This is a genomic window from Dactylosporangium thailandense (genome assembly GCF_059739745.1).
Map to the genome: position 1 here is coordinate 628,132 of NZ_AP029195.1, position 16,995 is coordinate 645,126.

At 73.4% G+C, this 16,995-nt stretch carries 18 protein-coding genes; 6 read left to right on the forward strand and 12 right to left on the reverse strand.

The features are described from left to right. Nucleotides 1-39: 39 nt before the first annotated feature. Together AC6JBM_RS02635 and AC6JBM_RS02640 are read right to left on the reverse strand one after the other, a co-directional pair. Nucleotides 40-1,722: a serine/threonine-protein kinase gene (locus AC6JBM_RS02635; protein WP_497982008.1), complete on the reverse strand. Its 1,683-nt coding sequence runs from the start codon at nucleotides 1,720-1,722 to the stop codon at nucleotides 40-42. A 38-nt stretch (nucleotides 1,723-1,760) separates the two neighbouring features. After that, nucleotides 1,761-2,447: a TetR/AcrR family transcriptional regulator gene (locus tag AC6JBM_RS02640; protein ID WP_497982009.1), complete on the reverse strand. Its 687-nt coding sequence runs from the start codon at nucleotides 2,445-2,447 to the stop codon at nucleotides 1,761-1,763. A 60-nt stretch (nucleotides 2,448-2,507) separates the two neighbouring features. On the opposite strand from AC6JBM_RS02640, the gene AC6JBM_RS02645 reads away from it, so the two are divergent. Beyond that, on the forward strand, nucleotides 2,508-2,999 hold the full coding sequence (locus AC6JBM_RS02645; RefSeq protein ID WP_497982010.1) for a quercetin 2,3-dioxygenase: 492 nt from the start codon (nucleotides 2,508-2,510) through the stop codon (nucleotides 2,997-2,999). Nucleotides 3,000-3,077: 78 nt separating this feature from the next. Continuing rightward, entirely contained in the window at nucleotides 3,078-3,458 is a 381-nt protein-coding gene (locus AC6JBM_RS02650) for a VOC family protein (RefSeq protein ID WP_497982011.1), read from the forward strand. Nucleotides 3,459-3,462: 4 nt separating this feature from the next. On the opposite strand, the gene AC6JBM_RS02655 is transcribed toward AC6JBM_RS02650, so the two are convergent. The 10 genes from AC6JBM_RS02655 to AC6JBM_RS02700 form a co-directional block, all read right to left on the reverse strand. Further along, complete coding sequence (locus tag AC6JBM_RS02655) at nucleotides 3,463-3,771, reverse strand: hypothetical protein (protein ID WP_497982012.1); 309 nt, start codon at nucleotides 3,769-3,771, stop codon at nucleotides 3,463-3,465. 107 nt (nucleotides 3,772-3,878) lie between these two features. Next, on the reverse strand, nucleotides 3,879-5,252 hold the full coding sequence (locus tag AC6JBM_RS02660) for a glycoside hydrolase family 43 protein (RefSeq protein ID WP_497982013.1): 1,374 nt from the start codon (nucleotides 5,250-5,252) through the stop codon (nucleotides 3,879-3,881). A 70-nt stretch (nucleotides 5,253-5,322) separates the two neighbouring features. Next, nucleotides 5,323-5,943: a bifunctional 4-hydroxy-2-oxoglutarate aldolase/2-dehydro-3-deoxy-phosphogluconate aldolase gene (gene eda / locus AC6JBM_RS02665; RefSeq protein WP_497982014.1), complete on the reverse strand. Its 621-nt coding sequence runs from the start codon at nucleotides 5,941-5,943 to the stop codon at nucleotides 5,323-5,325. Continuing rightward, nucleotides 5,940-7,220 carry an FGGY-family carbohydrate kinase gene (locus AC6JBM_RS02670; RefSeq protein ID WP_497982015.1) on the reverse strand — a complete coding sequence of 427 codons (1,281 nt, stop codon included), beginning with the start codon at nucleotides 7,218-7,220 and terminating at the stop codon, nucleotides 5,940-5,942. Before AC6JBM_RS02670 ends, eda begins: the two co-directional genes overlap by 4 nt. 44 nt (nucleotides 7,221-7,264) lie before the next feature. Continuing rightward, nucleotides 7,265-8,227, reverse strand: a complete 963-nt coding sequence (locus AC6JBM_RS02675) for a 1-phosphofructokinase family hexose kinase (RefSeq protein ID WP_497982016.1) — start codon at nucleotides 8,225-8,227, stop codon at nucleotides 7,265-7,267. Next, nucleotides 8,227-9,213 (reverse strand): sugar phosphate isomerase/epimerase family protein, encoded by a 987-nt coding sequence (locus AC6JBM_RS02680; protein WP_497982017.1) that lies wholly within the window; start codon nucleotides 9,211-9,213, stop codon nucleotides 8,227-8,229. Before AC6JBM_RS02680 ends, AC6JBM_RS02675 begins: the two co-directional genes overlap by 1 nt. A gap of 16 nt (nucleotides 9,214-9,229) precedes the next feature. Continuing rightward, on the reverse strand, nucleotides 9,230-10,270 hold the full coding sequence (locus AC6JBM_RS02685; protein WP_497982018.1) for an ABC transporter permease: 1,041 nt from the start codon (nucleotides 10,268-10,270) through the stop codon (nucleotides 9,230-9,232). Between the two features lie 2 nt (nucleotides 10,271-10,272). Continuing rightward, on the reverse strand, nucleotides 10,273-11,814 hold the full coding sequence (locus AC6JBM_RS02690) for a sugar ABC transporter ATP-binding protein (RefSeq protein WP_497982019.1): 1,542 nt from the start codon (nucleotides 11,812-11,814) through the stop codon (nucleotides 10,273-10,275). Between the two features lie 40 nt (nucleotides 11,815-11,854). Then, on the reverse strand, nucleotides 11,855-12,919 hold the full coding sequence (locus tag AC6JBM_RS02695) for a sugar ABC transporter substrate-binding protein (RefSeq protein WP_497982020.1): 1,065 nt from the start codon (nucleotides 12,917-12,919) through the stop codon (nucleotides 11,855-11,857). Nucleotides 12,920-12,956: 37 nt separating this feature from the next. Continuing rightward, complete coding sequence (locus AC6JBM_RS02700) at nucleotides 12,957-13,724, reverse strand: DeoR/GlpR family DNA-binding transcription regulator (RefSeq protein ID WP_497982021.1); 768 nt, start codon at nucleotides 13,722-13,724, stop codon at nucleotides 12,957-12,959. 266 nt (nucleotides 13,725-13,990) lie between these two features. Between AC6JBM_RS02700 and AC6JBM_RS02705 the strand changes: the two genes are divergently transcribed. Genes AC6JBM_RS02705 through AC6JBM_RS02720 form a run of 4 tightly spaced genes read left to right on the forward strand, consistent with a single transcriptional unit; the run spans nucleotide 13,991 to nucleotide 16,989 of the window. Next, nucleotides 13,991-14,578 carry a glucose-6-phosphate isomerase family protein gene (locus AC6JBM_RS02705; RefSeq protein WP_433616224.1) on the forward strand — a complete coding sequence of 196 codons (588 nt, stop codon included), beginning with the start codon at nucleotides 13,991-13,993 and terminating at the stop codon, nucleotides 14,576-14,578. After that, the gene (deoC, locus tag AC6JBM_RS02710) at nucleotides 14,565-15,248 is read left to right on the forward strand and encodes a deoxyribose-phosphate aldolase (RefSeq protein ID WP_497982022.1); all 684 of its coding nucleotides are present in this window, start codon (nucleotides 14,565-14,567) and stop codon (nucleotides 15,246-15,248) included. Before AC6JBM_RS02705 ends, deoC begins: the two co-directional genes overlap by 14 nt. Further along, nucleotides 15,248-16,198, forward strand: coding sequence for a hypothetical protein (locus AC6JBM_RS02715; RefSeq protein ID WP_497982023.1), 951 nt, complete (start codon nucleotides 15,248-15,250; stop codon nucleotides 16,196-16,198). Before deoC ends, AC6JBM_RS02715 begins: the two co-directional genes overlap by 1 nt. Next, nucleotides 16,195-16,989 carry an MBL fold metallo-hydrolase gene (locus AC6JBM_RS02720; RefSeq protein WP_497982024.1) on the forward strand — a complete coding sequence of 265 codons (795 nt, stop codon included), beginning with the start codon at nucleotides 16,195-16,197 and terminating at the stop codon, nucleotides 16,987-16,989. The genes AC6JBM_RS02715 and AC6JBM_RS02720 overlap by 4 nt, the downstream gene beginning before the upstream one ends. The last annotated feature ends 6 nt before the right edge of the window (nucleotides 16,990-16,995 follow it).

The following is a 16,995-nucleotide window of genomic DNA, read 5'->3' on the forward strand; positions in this document are numbered from 1 at the left end:
GGCCCGGCCGGGCGAATCAAGCTCGGAGTTTCCTCAGAGTCACCCGGCCGGGGTGGTGGTGCAGGCCCAGCTCTCCTGGGCCGCCGGGGTGTAGGGCGAGACGCCCGCGGCGTTGAAGGCGCGCACCTTGAAGCACATGTAGGTGCCCGGGGTCAGGCCGTCCCAGGTGTACGAGCTCACATTGGCCCCCGTCGTGCGCGACGCGGTGCCGTTGATGACCGTGAAGCCGGTCTCGTCGCTCGCGTTGTCGGTCCACTGCAGCCGGATGCCGGTCGGGCCCAGCGGGGTCGCGGACAGGTTGGACGGGGCCGCGGGGCCGGTGCCGGCCAGGCTCGTCGCGCACACCCAGTCCTGCTGGGCGGCCGGGAACCAGGCCGACGGGCCCGCGGCGTTGACCGCGCGCACCTTGAAGCACATGTACGTGTCCGGCGCCAGCCCGTCCCAGGTGAGCGAGGTCGCGCCGGCGCCCGCCGTCCGGGTCGCGGCGCCGTTGAGGACCTCGAAGCCGGTCTCGTTCGCCGCGGTGTCCGTCCACTGCAGACGGATCGCCGAGGCGCTGACCGGGGTCGCCCGGAGCCCGGACGGCGCGGCCGGTGCTCCCGCCGCCGCCTTCGCCGAGCCCGTCGGGGGCAGGACCGGCACCGAGCCGGACGGGCGCGCCGACGCGGCCGCGCTCGACGCGACGGGACCCGCGCCGAGACCGCCGAGCCCCCCGGCCTCGGCCTCGGCCTCCACCGTCGCGCCCGTCGCCGCGCCGGGCGTCTTCGGGCCGTCGCCGCTCAGCAGGACGGCCGCCGTGGCGATCGCGACCACCGCGGCCGCGGCCACCCCGCCGACGAGCAGTCCGCGAGCGCGGCTCCCGGCCGGAGCCGGCGCCTCCTGGGCCGCCGTCTCCTGGGCCGCCGTCTCCTGGATCAGCGCCTCCCGGGCCGCCGCGGCCATGGCCGGGCCCGAGGGCCAGCGCGCCGCCGGGTCCTTCGCGAGGGCCCGCAGCACGACCGCGCGCACGGCCGGCGGCACGTCGTCGGGCAGCGGCGGCGGCTCGTCGTTCGCCTGCCGCAGCGCGATCTGCAGCAGGCTCTCGCCCGCGAACGGCAGGCGGCCGGCGAGGCACAGGTACGCGACGATGCCGAGCGAGTACAGATCGGACTGTGCGGTCGCGGGTTGCCCGCCGGCGCGCTCGGGGGCGATGTAGGAGGCGGTGCCGAGCAGCAGCCCGGTCGACGTGCGGTGGGTGGCCGCGGCCGAGCGGGCGATGCCGAAGTCGGTGAGCACCGTGCTGCCGTCGGGCCGGATAAGCAGATTGCCCGGCTTGACGTCGCGGTGCATGACGCCCTTCTCGTGGGCCGCGTGCAGGGCCTCGGCCGCCTCGGCGACGAGCCGCATCGTGACCGCGGGGGAGAGCCGCTCCTCGCGTTCGAGGGTCCGCGCCAGCGACTCGCCGTCGATGTACCGCATGACGAGGTACACCCCCGCCGCGGGATCGGCGCCGAAGTCGTACACGTCCACGACGCCGGGATGGCTGATCGTCGCCATGGTGCGCGCCTCGGCCCGGAACCGCTCGACGAACTCGGGCTCGCCGGAGGGCGCGCGCAGCAGCTTGACGGCGACCGTGCGCCCGAGCACCCGGTCGTGCCCGGCCCACACGTCGCCCATGCCGCCGCCGGCGATGTGCCGCTCGAGCTCGTACCGCTCGGCCAGCACCGTTCCCGCGCCGATCAACCGTGCCCCCTCAGCCGGCGTACCTGGACGGACTGTTCCTAGCCTGCCGCCGGTCGATCCGCAAGGCCACGATCGGGCAGTAAGGCCGCCCGCATGGTGACCGCCAGCCAGGCCCGGAACGCATCCTCGGTCCAGCCGCGCTGCGACACCAGGGCCGCGAAGAGCCCGGGGTCGTTGTAGACCCACAGCACGTCGGCCGCGGCCTGCTCGTCGAGCCCGGGCGCGAGGGGGCCGAGGCCGCGGGCGTGCGCGACGACCATCCGCGCGCCGGCGCGGCGGTTGTCCAGCAGGGTCTGCCACAGCTCGGCCGCCTCCGGCGCGTCGTCGGCGCCCCGCCGGACGGCCTCGAACAGCGGCGCGGCCCGGCGCGCGATGACCAGGCACACCCCGGCGTAGGCGTCGAGGACCGCCGCCGGGGTGGCGGCGTCCCACACCGGCCGGAACCACGGCCGCTCGGCGACGGGCACGGGAGCGTCGTCGCCGGCCAGCGCCTCGTCCAGCACCTGCCGCAGGAGCGCCCCCTTGGAGCCGAAGGCGGCGAAGACCGTGGGGCGGGCGACCCCGGCCGCGGCGGCGATGTCCGCGAGCGAGGTGGAGGCGTAGCCGTGCTCGGCGAACAGCGCGCTGGCCGTCGCCACGATCGCCTGCCGCGTGCGCTGCGCGCCCTCGCTGCGGGTCGCGGAGCTGTACCGCCGCCGGGGCTTGTTGTCGTTGACAGCACTCATGACGCTGCCCATACTAGGGCAATATTCAATAGACAACGGTACGGCGAAATGGAGCCCGCGATGCGCGAGACGGTCCCGGTCCGGCCCTACGTCCGCGGCGACGGCGAGGGGGAGGCGCTGTGGTTCCTGGGCAGCCTGGTCACGGTCAAGGCCGCCGGGGCGGAGACCGGCGGCCGGCTCACCGTCGTGGAGTTCGTCAACCCGCCCGGCTTCGCGCCCCCGCTGCACCGGCATCTCGAGGAGGACGAGATGTTCTACGTCCTCTCGGGCACCGCCGAGTTCCGGTGCGACGGCGAGGCGTTCAAGGCCGGCCCGGGCGACTTCGTGCTGCTGCCGGCCCGGCTGGCGCACACGTTCGTCGTGGGGACCGGGGAGCCGCTGCGCACCCTGCAGATCACCACGCCGTCGGGCTTCGAGCACTTCGCCCGGGAGGCGGGCGAGCCGGCCGGCGAGCGGCGGCTGCCGGACCCCGGCCCGGTCGACCCGATCGCGCTCGGGCACGCCGCGGCCCGGCACGCCATCGAACTGCTCGGTCCCCCGCCCTCCGCCTGAGCCGGCCGGCGGGGGGTCCGCTCAGCCTCGCGCGGCGATCCGCACGGTCTACCCGCCGGTACGGGGTAGCCTGCCCGAATGTTCTCGCACCTCGGAGTCCAGGCCGCCGACGTTGAGCGTTCCGCCGGCTTCTACACGTCCGTCTTCGCCGCGCTCGGCCTGCGCGAGGCGGTGCGCTTCGACACGCCCGGCGGGCCCGTGGTGGGCCTGGCCGGACCGGCCGGGAAGCCCGACCTGTGGTTCTCGCCCGCGCGGCGGCCCGACGACCGGGAGCTGCACATCGCCTTCGACGCGCCCGGCCGCGAGGCCGTCGACGCGGTGCACGCGGCGGCGCTCGCGGCCGGGGTCGAGGTCCTGCACGCACCGCGCGAGTGGCCCGAGTACCACCCGGGCTACTACGCGGTCTTCCTGCGCGACCCCGACGGGCACAACGTCGAGGCCGTCCACCACGGCCGGTAGCCGCTCAGCGCCGCGCGGCCCGGAGCGCCCGCGCGACGCCCGCGGCGCCGAACCCGGCGATGAGCACGGCGACGACCAGCAGGGCGAGGCTGCCGTAGAGCATCGCCGCCGGACCGGCGAACAGGGCGAGGACGGCGAGCGCGAGGAACTCCCCGGCGACGGCGAGCAGCACCCAGCGGCCCAGGCGAGCCAGGGCGGCCGCGTTGTCGCCGCGGCTGCCGGCGAGGACGGCCAGGCGCCAGCCGCCGATGCCGCCGGCGAGGGCGAACACCAGGCTCGCCACGGTCCAGGCGATGCGGGCGTACGTTGGCATGTCGGGTCCGTTCGGCGAGTGCCGGGCCGTGCGACGCCGAACCGGGTGTTCGGCGGCGAGCGCGACGCTATGCGGCAGGGCCCGTGTCAGTCCATGACGAACGCATGTCAAAAGCCGATGCGGAAGGTCGCGTCCTGTTTGTCGGTGGTCGCGGAGCTGCTCGTGATCGGGTCGATGCGCAGCACGTAGTTCGAGTGGCGCAGGTAGCGGTCCGGGAAGTTGTACGAGCGCAACGACGTCCACGAGGAGTCCGCGAAGCCCGCGGTCCTATAGAAGGTGGCGTCGCCCTTGAAGGCGCTCGAGCCGTCGTTCGCCTGCAGCTGGATCGCGTAGTTGTAGTGGCGCAGGTACCGGTCCGGGTAGTTCACCGACCGGAACGACACCCCGGCGGCATCGGCCAGGCCCGGCACCAGCGTCCACAGCTGGTCCTGGTACGGGTCGAACGGGTAGGCGTCGATGCGCCCGACGTTGTTGGCGTGGCGGATGTAGCGGTCCGGGAAGTTGTACGACTTCACGCGGTTCCACGCCGGCGCGCCCCACGCCGCGGTGAGGTTCGACAGCTCCGCCGACGTGATCGGCGTGATCCCGGGGTGCTTGGAGTTGAGCGGCTGGGTGTACGCGCGATCGTTGAGCAGGCTCCACGAGCCGCTCGCGACATCGCTCGTCTGCCAGCAGAAGAAGCGGCCGTTCGGGCTCCAGGTGTCGCCCCACATGTACCAGGTGTTCGCCGTGTTCGACTTGACGATCTGGGGCGCCTCGACGCCGCGGCCCGGGCCGACGCCGGACGTGTAGACGCTGAAGCTGCCCGGGTTCAGGCTGCTCGAGCGGGTGCCGAGCAGGGTGCTGTTCGTGTTGTTCTTGAAGTACATGTAGTTGACCCCGTTGACGCTCACGAAGTCGCCGTCGATGGCGTCGTAGCCGGGGTCGAAGAACGTCTGCGGGCTCGATGCGGTCACGAAGTCGCTGGTGTAGTTCACCATCAGCACGTTGTGGCCGCCGCTCACCGCGGAGTAGACGACCGCGTACTGCCCGCGGCCGGCGTCCCAGTAGGCCTCGGGCGCCCACGCGTGCGTGGCGAGGGAGTGCACCTTCAGCAGCCGGTACCCGGTGAAGCTGCGCAGGTCGGCGGAGTCCCAGACGTGGACGTACTGACTCTGGTAGTTCCAGTCCGTGCCGTTGAGATCGGTGGCCAGCACGACGAATCCGCCCGTCTGCTTGCGCAGGATGAACGGGTCGCGCAGGCCCTTGCTGCCCAGCGTCGGCGTGACGACCGGGTTGTTCTGGTTCAGCGGGGTCCAGTGCAGCCCGTCGGGGCTCACGGCCAGGTGCAGGCCGTAGTTCGCGGCGGACATCGTGGGGGACTCGGTGAAGTACGCCATGGCGTAGCCGGCGTAGGTGGCGGCGAACGCGGATCCGGGACGCAGCAGGGCGCCGCCGGCGACGGCGGCGCCCGCGGCGGACAGCAGGGTGCGACGCTTCAAGAGGTCACCTCGGAGGCTTGTGATCGCTAACAATCGGCGGGATGCCAGCGGGTGACAGGGATGTTATCGCTCACATAGATGATGTCAAGTGCATCGCCTCGGCGGCCAGCCGCGTGACCGCCGCGAAGTCACCGGCCGCGATGGCCGCCCGCGGCACCATCCAGCTCCCGCCGACCGCGAGCACGGACGGCAGCCGCAGATAGTCCAGCGCGTTCGAGGCGTCGATGCCGCCGGTCGGCACGAAACGGACGTTCGCGAACGGTGCCGCGAGCGCCGCCACCGCCTTCGCGCCGCCCGACGTGCCCGCGGGGAAGAACTTCACCACGTCGACGCCGAGCTCGAGCGCCGCCATGATCTCGGTGGCCGTGGTGGCCCCGGGGAGCGCGGGCACGCCGTGGAACCGGCACCGGGTCACCACCGCGGCGCTCAGGCCGGGAGAGACCACGAACGACGCGCCCGCCTCGACGGCGGCGTCGACCTGCGCGGGGGTCGTGACCGTGCCGGCCCCGACCGTCACCCCGCCGTGCTGGCTCATGCGGGCGATCGCCTCGGCGGCCGCGTCGGTGCGGAACGTGACCTCGGCGACCGGCAGGCCGCCGGCGACCAGGGCGTCCGCGAGGGGCGCGGCGGCGGCCGGGTCGTCGAGCACGACGACGGGGACGATGCGGTTGGCACCCAGGAACGTGCTCACGCGGGTGAAGTCCTTCCGGAACAGCCGAGCTCGGCCAGGGCGGCCACGCCGAGGACGGTGGCCTCGGGCTCGGTGACGAAGTGGAGATGGCGGGTCGTGGCGTCCTGCCGGAGCCGGCGCCAGGGTTCCCAGCCGGCGGCGACGCCCGCGACGGTCACGTCCGCGATGCGGGTGCCGCCGAGCGCGCCGAGCCGGGTGGTGACCGCGTCGGCCTCGACCGCCAGGCCCTTGAGGAGGGCGGCCATGGCCTGTGCGCGGGTGACGTCCATGGGCAGTTCGGGCGGGCGCACCGTGCGCGCGTCGGCGTCGATGCCCGCCGGGGCGACGGAGTCCAGCGCCGCGGCGACCTCGGACCACATGAGGTCGTCGGGCTGCCCGTCGTACAGCATCCGCCGCCACGCCTGGTAGAAGCGGCCGGACGGGGTGGCGCGGTGGACGTACCGCAGACCCGTCACGAACACGCCCACGTCGATCCCGGCGCCGACCCGCTCGGGCAGCGCGTCGACGAGCAGCAGCTGCGCCTCCGAGGTGCCCGCGGAGACGTAGACGTCGCCGGGCTTGCGCACGCCGGCGCCGAACGCGCCGCACATGTGGTCGTGGCCGCCGGTCACCACCGGGACGCCCGCGGGCAGGACCCCGGCGCCGGAGGTGAGCCCGACGACGGTGGCGCTGCCGACGAGCGCGGGCAGCCGCAGCGCGCCGAGCCCGAGCGAGGGCAGCGCGCCCTCGTCCAGGGTGCCGGCCCGCACGTCGAGCAGGCCGGTGCGCGACGCGTGCGAGATGTTCAGGAACACCGGCGCGGCCGGGTCCGCGAGCAGGTCACGGGCGACGAAGTCGGCGAGCGAGGTGAACGTGCGCGCGGCCCCGAGCAGCCCGGCGCGGTGCAGCCAGAGCAGCTTGAACACGGAGAACGTGTCGTCGACGCCGGCCCAGTCCGGGCCCGCGTGCGGCTTGGCCTCGCGGCCGTGCCCGGCGAACCAGGCCGGCACCGGCGAGGTGACCGCGCCGCCGGCGTCGAGGAGCACGACCTCCTCGCCGACCGAGCCGACCGCGATGCCGGCGATGGCCTCGGGCCGGACCGCCGGGTCGGCGAGGAGCCGCGTGAGGAGGCCGGCGACGGCCGCGGTGAGCCGGCCGGCGTCGCGCCGGCCGCCCCACTGGTCGTCGTCGGCCTCGGTCGGCGCGGAGTACAGCGCGACGAGGGTCCGGTCGGCGGCGTCGTAGCAGCCGACCTTCGTCCGCGTGGTGCCGATGTCCACACCGAGGAACAGGCTCATGCTGCGCTTGTCGTGAGCGGCCACTCCGCTTCGCTCCGTACCGGTCATGCGGAAGCCACCGTCACGCGCTCCCGCAGTTCGGCGACCAAAGCCGGGTCCACGTCGGGGGCCAGCGACGCGGCGTTGGCCGCGCCCATCGCCGCCGCGAGGGCCATGGCCGCCGCGGGCTTCTCGCCGCGGCCCAGCGCCACCGCGAGCCCGGCCAGGAACGAGTCGCCGGAGCCGGTGGCGTTGACCGTGTCGACGACCGGGCTGTCCGCGACGAGCCGCGAGCCGTCGCCGACCCAGACGGCGCCGTGCGCGCCGTTGGTGACGACGAAGGTCGCGCCGGTCTCGGCGTGCAGGTCGTCCACCGCGGCGAGCAGGTCGGCCGGGTCGGACAGGTCGCGGCCGAGGATGCCGGCCAGCTCGTGCGCGTTGGGCTTGACGACCAGCGTGCCGTTGCCGATCCCGTTGACCCGCGCGTCGTCGATGACCCGGGCGAGGGCGTCGCCGTGCGCGTCGACCAGCGCGGTCGCGCCGTGGCGCAGGGCCAGGCGGGCGACCGTCGCGTGCAGGTCGGGCGCGCACCCGGGCGGGAGGCTGCCCGTGGACACGACCACGTCGCGGAGCCGGACGACGGCGGTCAGGCCCGCGGCGAGCTGGTCCTGCTCGTCGGCGGTGACCTGCGGGCCGCGCTCGTTGAGCACCGTCGAGCGTCCGGTGGACCGCTCGATGACGACCGGCGTGACGCGGGTTTCGCCGGCGATCTCGATGTGCCGGTCGGCGACCCCCATCTCCTCGCAGCCGCGGCGGATGACCTGGCCGACGAAGCCGCCGACGAAGCCGTGGGCGGCGACCGCGGCGCCGAGGCGGCGAGCGCCCCGGCACACGATCATGCCCTTGCCGCCGGGGAGGCTGCGCACGTCGGCGACGCGGTTGACCTCGAACGGGGTGAAGTGCTCGACGACCTGGAGCCGGTCCAGGGCCGGGTTGGGGCAGACGACGTGGAGGGTGAACCCGGCCACTAGTCGCCGTCGATCTGGTACAGCGCGAACAACTCCTCGTCGGAGGCCCCCAGGACCTCCTCCTCGCGCTCGCGGAAGGTCTCGGCGGTCACCCGCACGAGCTCGTCGAGGCGCTCGGCCTGCGGCGGCAGGTTCATCGCCGCGTACGGGTTCCCGCCCGCGCCCAGCGGCTCGGCCGAGCAGTAGTTGTCGCCGCGCTGGTAGCCGATCGCATACAGGGCCATGATGATCACGTCGAGGTCGAGCAGGCCGTGCCCGAGCGCGCGCCGGTTGGTGTCGGCCAGGTGCAGGTTGAGCATGCGGTGGCCGTGGTCCAGCAGCGTCGCGCCGATGTGCAGCTCGCCGCTCAGCATGTGGTAAGTGTCGCCGTTGATGTGCGAGATCGCCGGGTGGCCGACGAGGTCGAGCAGCCGCAGCGCCTGCTCGAAGGTGTGCACGACGCTGGTCTCCTCGGGCCGGATCGGCTCGACGGCCCCGCGGATGCCGGCCCGGGCGAAGTCCTCGGCGACGTGGCGCATGGTGGCCGCGGAGCGCTCCAGCTCGTAGGAGTCGAACGCGACCGGTCGGCCGACCGAGCCGGCCCCGAAGAGCAGGTAGCTGCCGCCGACGGCCCGGGTGAACGCGGCCTGGCGGCGGAAGTACTCGACCGCGCGGGCGCGCACGTGCGGCTTGTTGTGCGCGAACTCCTGCTCCGGGGTGACCATGCCGCAGATGCCCGACACCGTGATGCCGTGCTCGCCCAGGGTCTTGAGGGTCTCGTCGGGCTTGTAGCCGAAGTCCTCGGAGTAGAGGTTGCCGTGCAGCTCGATGTACCGCACGCCGTGCTTCGCGAGCCGCTCGGCCGACACCCCGAGCTCCTCGGTGCCGAAGCCCCAGTTGCTCCAGCCGAACTTCAGGCGCGGCTCCTCGGCGGTGTGCGCGCGGCGGGCCTCGACGAACGCCTTGACGACTCGCTGGTCATGAACACGGAACGGTTGGGGCTTCATGGCTTCTGGACCTTTCTCAGCGACCGGAGAGGAAGCGGGAGCGCAGCGCGGACGGGCTCAGGTGGCGCAGGTTGCCCTGGCGGCCCTGGTCGAACAGCGCGGCCAGGACGATGACCAGGCCGATGCTGAGCTGCTGCAGGAAGGGGGAGAGGGCGAGCAGGATGAACGCGTTGCGCAGGACGCCGAGCAGGCAGGCGCCCAGGAACGCGCCGATGATGGAGCCGCGCCCGCCGGAGAGGCTCGCGCCGCCGATGACCGCCGCCGCGATGACGTCGAGCTCGTAGCCGGTGCCCGCCTGCGCCTCGGCGACGCCGACCTGCGTGGAGAAGATGATGCCGGCGAGCCCCGCGAGCAGGCCGATGAGCACGAACGTGAGGATGCGGGTGCGCCCGACCGGGATGCCGCCGGTGCGCGCGGCGGCATCGTTGTCGCCGATCGCGGTGACCCGCAGGCCGAAGATCGTGCGGGTGAGCAGCAGCTGGCCCAAAATCACCAGGACGATGAAGATGATGACGCTGACCGGGATGCCGCCGAACACCCGGCCCTGCCCGATGAAGGACAGCTGCGGGGGCATCGACTGGGGCAGGCCGCCGGTGACGAGCTGGGTCAGGCCGCGGGCGATGGACAGCATGCCCAGCGTCACGATGAACGAGCTGACCCGGCCGATGACCACGACGGTGCCGACGGCCAGGCCGCAGAGCGCGCCGACGGCGATGCCCGCGAGCATCGCGATCCACGGGTTCGCGCCGCTGCCGTAGACCGAGCCGGCGGTGACCGCGGACAGCGCCAGCACCGAGCCGACCGACAGGTCGATCTCCTTGGCGATGAGGATGTACGTCTGGCCGACGGCGATGACGCCGACGACGACGACGGTCTGCAGCACGTTGTAGAGGTTGTCGGCGCGCAGGAAGTTGCTGTTGATGAGGCTGACGACGAAGCCGAGCAGGATGATCACGCCGAGCAGGCCGGTCTCCTGCCGCTTGAGGACCGCGCGGGCGACGTCCTTCGCGGAGCGGGTGCGCTCCGGGGCCGGGGCGGTGACGGTGGGAGCAGACATGATCATCCTTCGGTCGATCCCATGGCGGCGGCCACGATGGGCTGCGGTCCTGCGGTGTTGGGGGCGTCGAGGGTCAGCCGGCCCTGGCGGACCACCACGACGCGGTCGGCGAGCTCGACGACCTCCTCGAGCTCCGAGGAGATGAACCAGACGGCGAGGCCCTCGGTGTGCGCCAGCTCGCGCAGGGTCGCGTAGATCTCCGCCTTGGTGCCGACGTCGACGCCCCGGGTCGGCTCGTCGAGGATCAGCACCCGCGGCTTCGCGGCCAGGGCCCGGGCCAGCAGGACCTTCTGCTGGTTGCCGCCCGACAGCGAGGTGATCGGGGCCTCGGTGGAGGCGGTCTTCACCCCGAAGCGCCGGGTCAGCTCGCGGGCCGCGTCGTTGGTGCGCCGGGCCGAGACCCAGCCGAGCGGCCCCAGCGTCGACAGGATGCGGACGGTCAGGTTGTAGCCGACCGTCTGGGCGTGGAAGACCTCGGTGCGCCGCTCCTCGGCGACGTAGGCGATGCCGAGCTTCTGGGCCGCGCCGGGGCCGGAGATGCGCACCGGGCGCCCGGCGACCAGCACCCGGCCGGCGGTGGTGCGCCGCACCCCGATGACCGCCTCGGCGATCTCGGTGCGCCCCGCCCCGACCAGGCCGGACATGCCGAGGATCTCGCCGCGGCGCAGGGTGAAGCTGACGTCGTCGAAGCCCTCGCCGGACAGCCCGCGCAGCTCCAGGGCGATCTCGGCGTCGTCGGCGTGCGCGACGGCCTCGCGGCGCTCGGCCACCGTCTCGGCGACCACGGCCCGCTTGCGCTCGCCGGCCATGAGCGCCACGGCCCGCGGCTCGTCGATCTCGACCGGGTCGCCGGCCGCGACGAACGTGCCGTCGCGCAGCACGATGACGTGGTCGACGATGGAGAACACCTCGGCGAGGCGGTGGCTGACGAGCACCACCGCGACGCCGTCGGCCCGCAGCCGGCGTACGACGCTGAAGAGCCGCTCCGACTCCTCGTGGGTGAGGCTGGAGTTGGGCTCGTCGAGGAAGAGCACCTTCGGCTGCCGGGACAGGGCCCGCACGATGTCGACCATCTGCCGGGAGGCGGCGGACAGGTCGCGGCACAGCGTCGAGGGGTCCGGCAGGTAGCCGGTCATGTCCAGGCGGCGCAGCAGCTCGCGGGCCCGGGCGACGTTCTCGCCCCGGCGGGCGGCCGCGTAGGCCGGCCGCTCGCCGAGGTCGTAGAGGAAGAGGTTGTCGGCGATGGTGAGCTCGCTGATGAGCAGCGGCTCCTGGTGCACGACGACGACGCCGGCGGCGATCGCCTCCAGCGGTGAACCGAAGCTCACGTCCTGCCCGGCGAGGGTGAGCGTCCCGCGGTCGGGGCGCATCTCACCGGAGCAGAGCCGGATGAGGGTGGACTTGCCGGCGCCGTTCTCGCCGAGCAGCCCGGTGACCTGCCCGGCCGGGAAGGCCAGGGACACGTCCCGCAGGGCCCGCACGGGGCCGAACGACTTCGCCAGGCCGGCGACCACGAGGGCCGCCGGCGTCGCAGTGTTCGTCATGCTCGCCACAAACTTCCGAAGAGATCCGAGGAGAAACCGGTCAGGATGCGCCCGGGGTGCCCAGCGGCACGGCGGACGGGTCGTGCTGGGCCAGGTTCTCCTTGGTCACGAACGGGGCTTCGGCCTCCTGGGTGACCTGGTCCGGGTTCTTGCCGGTGACGACCGCGTTGTAGAGCTGGATGGCCACGTTGTAACCCTGGCCGAACGCGTCCTGGCCGATCACGCCGTACATCGAGCCGTTCTTGATCGCCTCGATGTTCTCGGTGGTGATGTCGAAGCCGATCACCTTGACGCTGCTCTGCTTGTTGGCCGCGGCCACGGCCTGCGCGGCGCCGAACGGGCCGCCGGCGGTGGCGTAGATGCCGACCAGGTCCGAGTTGGACTGCAGGTAGTTCTGCGCGGCGGTGAAGGTGTTGGAGGCCGAGTCCTTGGCCTCCACGCCCTGCCCGACCAGGGTCAGGCTGGAGCCCTGCAGGCCGTCGACGAAGCCCTTGCGGCGCTGCTCGGAGCCGGGCGCGGTGAACTGGCTGACGATGATGCCGACCTTGCCGGCCTTGCCGCCGGTCGCCTTGATCATCTCCTTGGCCGCGGTCTGGCCGGCCTTGTACTGCTCCTGCGCGTAGTTCACCGTGCCGCCCGACGAGCCGACGCAGTCGAACAGCGTGTTGTAGGCGCCGAGCTTGTCGCCCTTGGCCGAGAGCGTCTTGATGTCGGCGCAGTTGCCCTCGCCGGCGATGAAGAAGCCGATGCCCTTGTACCCCTGCGCGTCGGCGCCCTTGATCGCGCTCGACACCGTCTGCACGTCGATGTTGTCCCCGGCGACGATCCAGTCGACCTTGCCGTTGCGGGACGAGAGCACGCGGTTGGCGTAGTCCGCGCCGGACTTCACCGACACCCAGTACGGGTTGTTGGCGAAGCCGATCATCGCGACCTTGACCTGGCTGCTCGGCTTCTGGTCGGTCGGCGAGGGCCGGCCGTTGATCAGGTCGGACGGGCCGGAGGCGGCCTTGTCGTCGCCGCCTCCGCAGGCGGCGGCGAGCATCGCGACCGCCACCAGCACGGCCGTGCCGCGGGTGAGCGACCGGATCCCGGTGCGTAGCTTCATGTGGTCCTCCAAGGGGGTGTGTGCGCCGTGCGGTGGTTCAGCCGTTGGCGAGGCGGATCTCGGTGCCCAGGGCCCGGATCTCCTCGGCGGCGGTGGGGTCGAGACCGGGGTCGGTCACGACCAGGTCGATGTCCTTGACCGAGCCGTAGCGGCAGGCGGCCCGAAGGCCGAACTTGGTGTGGTCGGTGAGCAGCACGGACTTCTGCGCGGAGGCGAGGATGGCCGCCTTGACGGCCGCCTCCGCGGGGTCCATCGTCGAGAGCCCCCACGCCAGGTCGACGGCGTTGGCGCCGACGAACGCGACGTCGAAGCGGAGCGCGGCGAGGCGCTCCAGGGCCCAGGTGTCGACCTCGGCGTAGCTGGCCGGGCGCACCCGGCCGCCGATCGTCATCACCGTGGAGTGCCCGAGGTCGGTCAGGGCCAGCGCGATCTGCAGGGCGTTGGTGACGATGAGCAGGTCGCCACGGTCCGGCAGCAGATCGGCGAGGTGGCCCGTGGTCGAGCCGGCCTCGATGAAGATGGCCCCGAAGGGCGGGATCTCCTCGGCGGCGGCCCGGGCGATGGCGAGCTTCTCCTCGCGCCGCTCGGCCATCCGGCTGGAGACGCGCCCCTCGACCGTGAGCGTGCCGCGGACCACGGCGCCGCCGTGCACCCGATCCAGCTCGCCCGCGGCCTCCAGGGCCGTCAGGTCGCGGCGGATGGTCTCGGCGTTGACCGAGAAGCGGGCGGACAGCTCGGCTGCCTGCACGCGTCCGCCGATGCGGACGAGCTCGACGATCTCGCGCCGCCGGTCACTGGCCTGCATGTGTGCTGTCACCCCCCACCGCTGATGTGGACTCCCACGCGACTTGTGGAGTCACACTACATCCGGGCCGGAAGTTGTCAACGCAAGATTTGCGGATCGTTACAGACGAGTGTCGACCACCCTCGCGTTTGCGCCCGATTTGACCGCTTACTGACCCAGCATCCGCTTTCAAATCGGGAAGTTCGCTACACGGAGGCCGCGAGGGCGTGACAGGTTCTTGTAAGTTTGCTACAAACGATGGGACCACAGCACGACGGAGGAGCACGGTGAGCGAACCGCTGAGCGGCCCCGAGCTGGTCGTCACGCCCGCGGGGCTGACGAACCGCACGGGGCGGTACGAGAAGAGGCTGGCCGACCTCGACGGCCTCTTCGCCGACGCCGGGGCGTTCGCCGCCCGCCTGGCCCAGGAGGCCGACCGGGTCATCTACCACGTCGACGAGTTCCGCCCGTCCGAGGCGGCCGGCGACCTCATCACCGGCATCTCGACGCTCTCGCCGGGCAAGGTCGGCGACGAGTTCCACATGACCCGCGGCCACATCCACGCCAAGCACGACCGCGCCGAGATCTACCACTGCCTGGCCGGGCACGGCCTCATGCTGATGGAGACGCTCGACGGGCGGACCGTCGTCACCGAGCTGCGCCCGGGCGTCATCGCCTACGTCCCGCCCGTGCACATCCACCGCAGCGTGAACGTGGGCGACACCGACCTGGTGACCGTGTTCTGCTACCCGGCCGACGCCGGGCAGGACTACGGCATCATCGCGCGCGCCGGCGGCATGCGGCACCTGGCCGTCGGCGGAACCGGGGCCGAGCCCTGGCGCCTGGAGGAGAACCCGAACTATGTCGCTCGATGACCTGACCGGCCACGCGCTCGCCCGCATGGTCGACATCAGCGCGGTGCAGGCCCAGCACGGCCGCGCCGACGTGGAGGAACTGGCCCGGCACGCCCTCGAGGGCGACTTCGTGGCCGCGCACGTGCTGCCGTCCTGGCTGCCGGTGCTGCGCCCGCTGCTCGAGGGCTCGGCCACCAACGCCGGCTCGCCGGTGGGCTTCCCCTCCGGCGGCTCGGCCACCGCGGTCAAGGTCGCCGAGGCCCGGTGGCTGCTCGATCACGGCGTCCAGGAGATGGACGTCGTCATGAACATCGGGCTGGTCCGCTCCGGCGAGCGCACGGCGGCCACCGAGGACGTCGCGGCGGTCCTGGCGGCCGTCGCCGGCGCCGTCCCGGTCAAGGTGATCCTCGAGGTCGGCCTGCTCGACGAGGACCAGGTGCGCGCCGCCGCCCAGGCCGCCGTCGACGCCGGCGCCACCTCCCTCAAGACCGGCACCGGCTGGCAGGGCGTGGCCACGACCCCGCGGCACGTCGAGCTCATCCGCGCGGTCGCCGGCCCCGGCCGCGAGATCAAGGCCTCGGGCGGCGTGCGCTCCCTGGACCAGATCCGCGCGCTCATGGCCGCCGGAGCCACCCGCTTCGGCATCAACACCGCCGTCGCCGTGCGCCTCGTGGCCGAGGCCGGCGCCTGATGCCCACCGTGCTCACGCCGGCCACGCTGGCCCCCGCCACCGCGCCGACCATGTACTTCATCGGCGTCACGACCGGCTCCTCCGCCATCCACCGCGTCTTCGCCGCCTGGCGCCCGCTGCTCGGCCTCGACGGCGTCGAGCTGACCGGCATCGACATCCCCGTCGGCGCGCCGGCCGCCGACTACCGCGCGGTCGTCGCCCACCTGCGCGACGACCCGCTGTCGCGCGGCGCCCTGGTCACCACCCACAAGCTCGACCTCTACGCCGCCACCCGGGACCAGCTGCGCGGCGTCAACGGCGACGCCGCGCGGCTGCACGAAGTCAGCGCCCTCGTCGCCGGCGACGGCGTCATCGACGGGCTGGCGCTGGACACCATCACCAGCGAGCTGTCGCTGCACGCGATCGTTCCCGTGCTCGCCGGGCGCGACGTGCTGGTGATGGGCTCGGGCGGGGCCGCCCTCGCGCTGTGCGACTACTTCGCCCACCGCGCGGGCGCCGACGCTCCGGCCCGGGTCGTCGTCACCGACATCGCCGAGGACCGCCTGGCCGCCATCGCGAAGGCGACCGCCGCCGGCGACCCGGGCATCGCGTGGCAGACCCGGCTGCTGGGCCGCGGCGACACCCACGACGCGCTGCTGGCCGGGCTCGGCCCCGGCGCGCTCGTGGTCAACGCGACCGGCATGGGCAAGGACCGGCCGGGCTCGCCGCTCACCGACGCCGCCGTGTTCCCGCACGGCGGGGCGGTGTGGGAGTTCAACTACCGCGGCGAGCTCGGGTTCCTGCGCCAGGCGCGGGCCCGCGCGGCCGCCGACGCGCTCACGGTCGAGGACGGGTGGCGGTACTTCGTGCACGGCTGGACGCGCGCCGCCGACGCGGTGTTCGGCCTGAACCTGCCGACGGAGGGCCCCGGGTTCGACCGGCTCTACGACGCCGCCCAGGCGGTCCGATGACGCTGCCGGCGCGCTGGCTCGGCCAGGCGGGATTCGTGTTCACCGCGGGCGCGGCGAACCTGGCCGTGGACCCGTACCTCTCGGACTCCCTGGCCGAGAAGTACGCCGGCCGCCTGTTCCCGCACACCCGCCTGCGCCCGGCCCCGCTCGCCCCGCGGGACCTCCCGCCGCTCGTCGCCGTCGCCTGCACCCACGCGCACACCGACCACATGGACCCGGGCACCCTCGCGCCGCTGCTGGCCGCCCAGCCCCGCACCCGCCTGGTCTGCCCGCGCGCCGTCGTCGGCGAGGCCCTGCGCCGCAGCGGCGCGCCCGCGTCCCGGATCGACCCGCTGCGCGCCGGCGAGGAGGCCGGGTTCGGCCCGTTCACCCTCAGCGCGGTGCCCTCCGCGCACGAGGAGCGCGCCTTCGACGAGCGCGGCGACGACCGGTACCTCGGCTACGTCATCGACGCCGCCGGCACCCGCGTGTACCACTCCGGCGACTGCGCCCCCTGGGACGGCCTGCCCGAGTGGCTCGCCCGGATGGCGATCGACGTGGCGCTGCTGCCGGTCAACGGCCGCGACGCCTACCGCCGCGGCAACGGCGTGCCCGGCAACTTCACCTTCGACGAGGCCGTCCGGCTGTGCGCCGCCGCCGGGATCGCCACCCTCGTCCCACATCATTGGGGCATGTTCGCTTTCAACACCGCCGACCCGGCCGGGTTCGACCTCGGCCTCGCCGATCGCCTCGGCGTCACCGTCCAGCTCCCGTCGCACGGCGAGACGATGATCCTGCGAGGCCGCCGATGAGCGTCG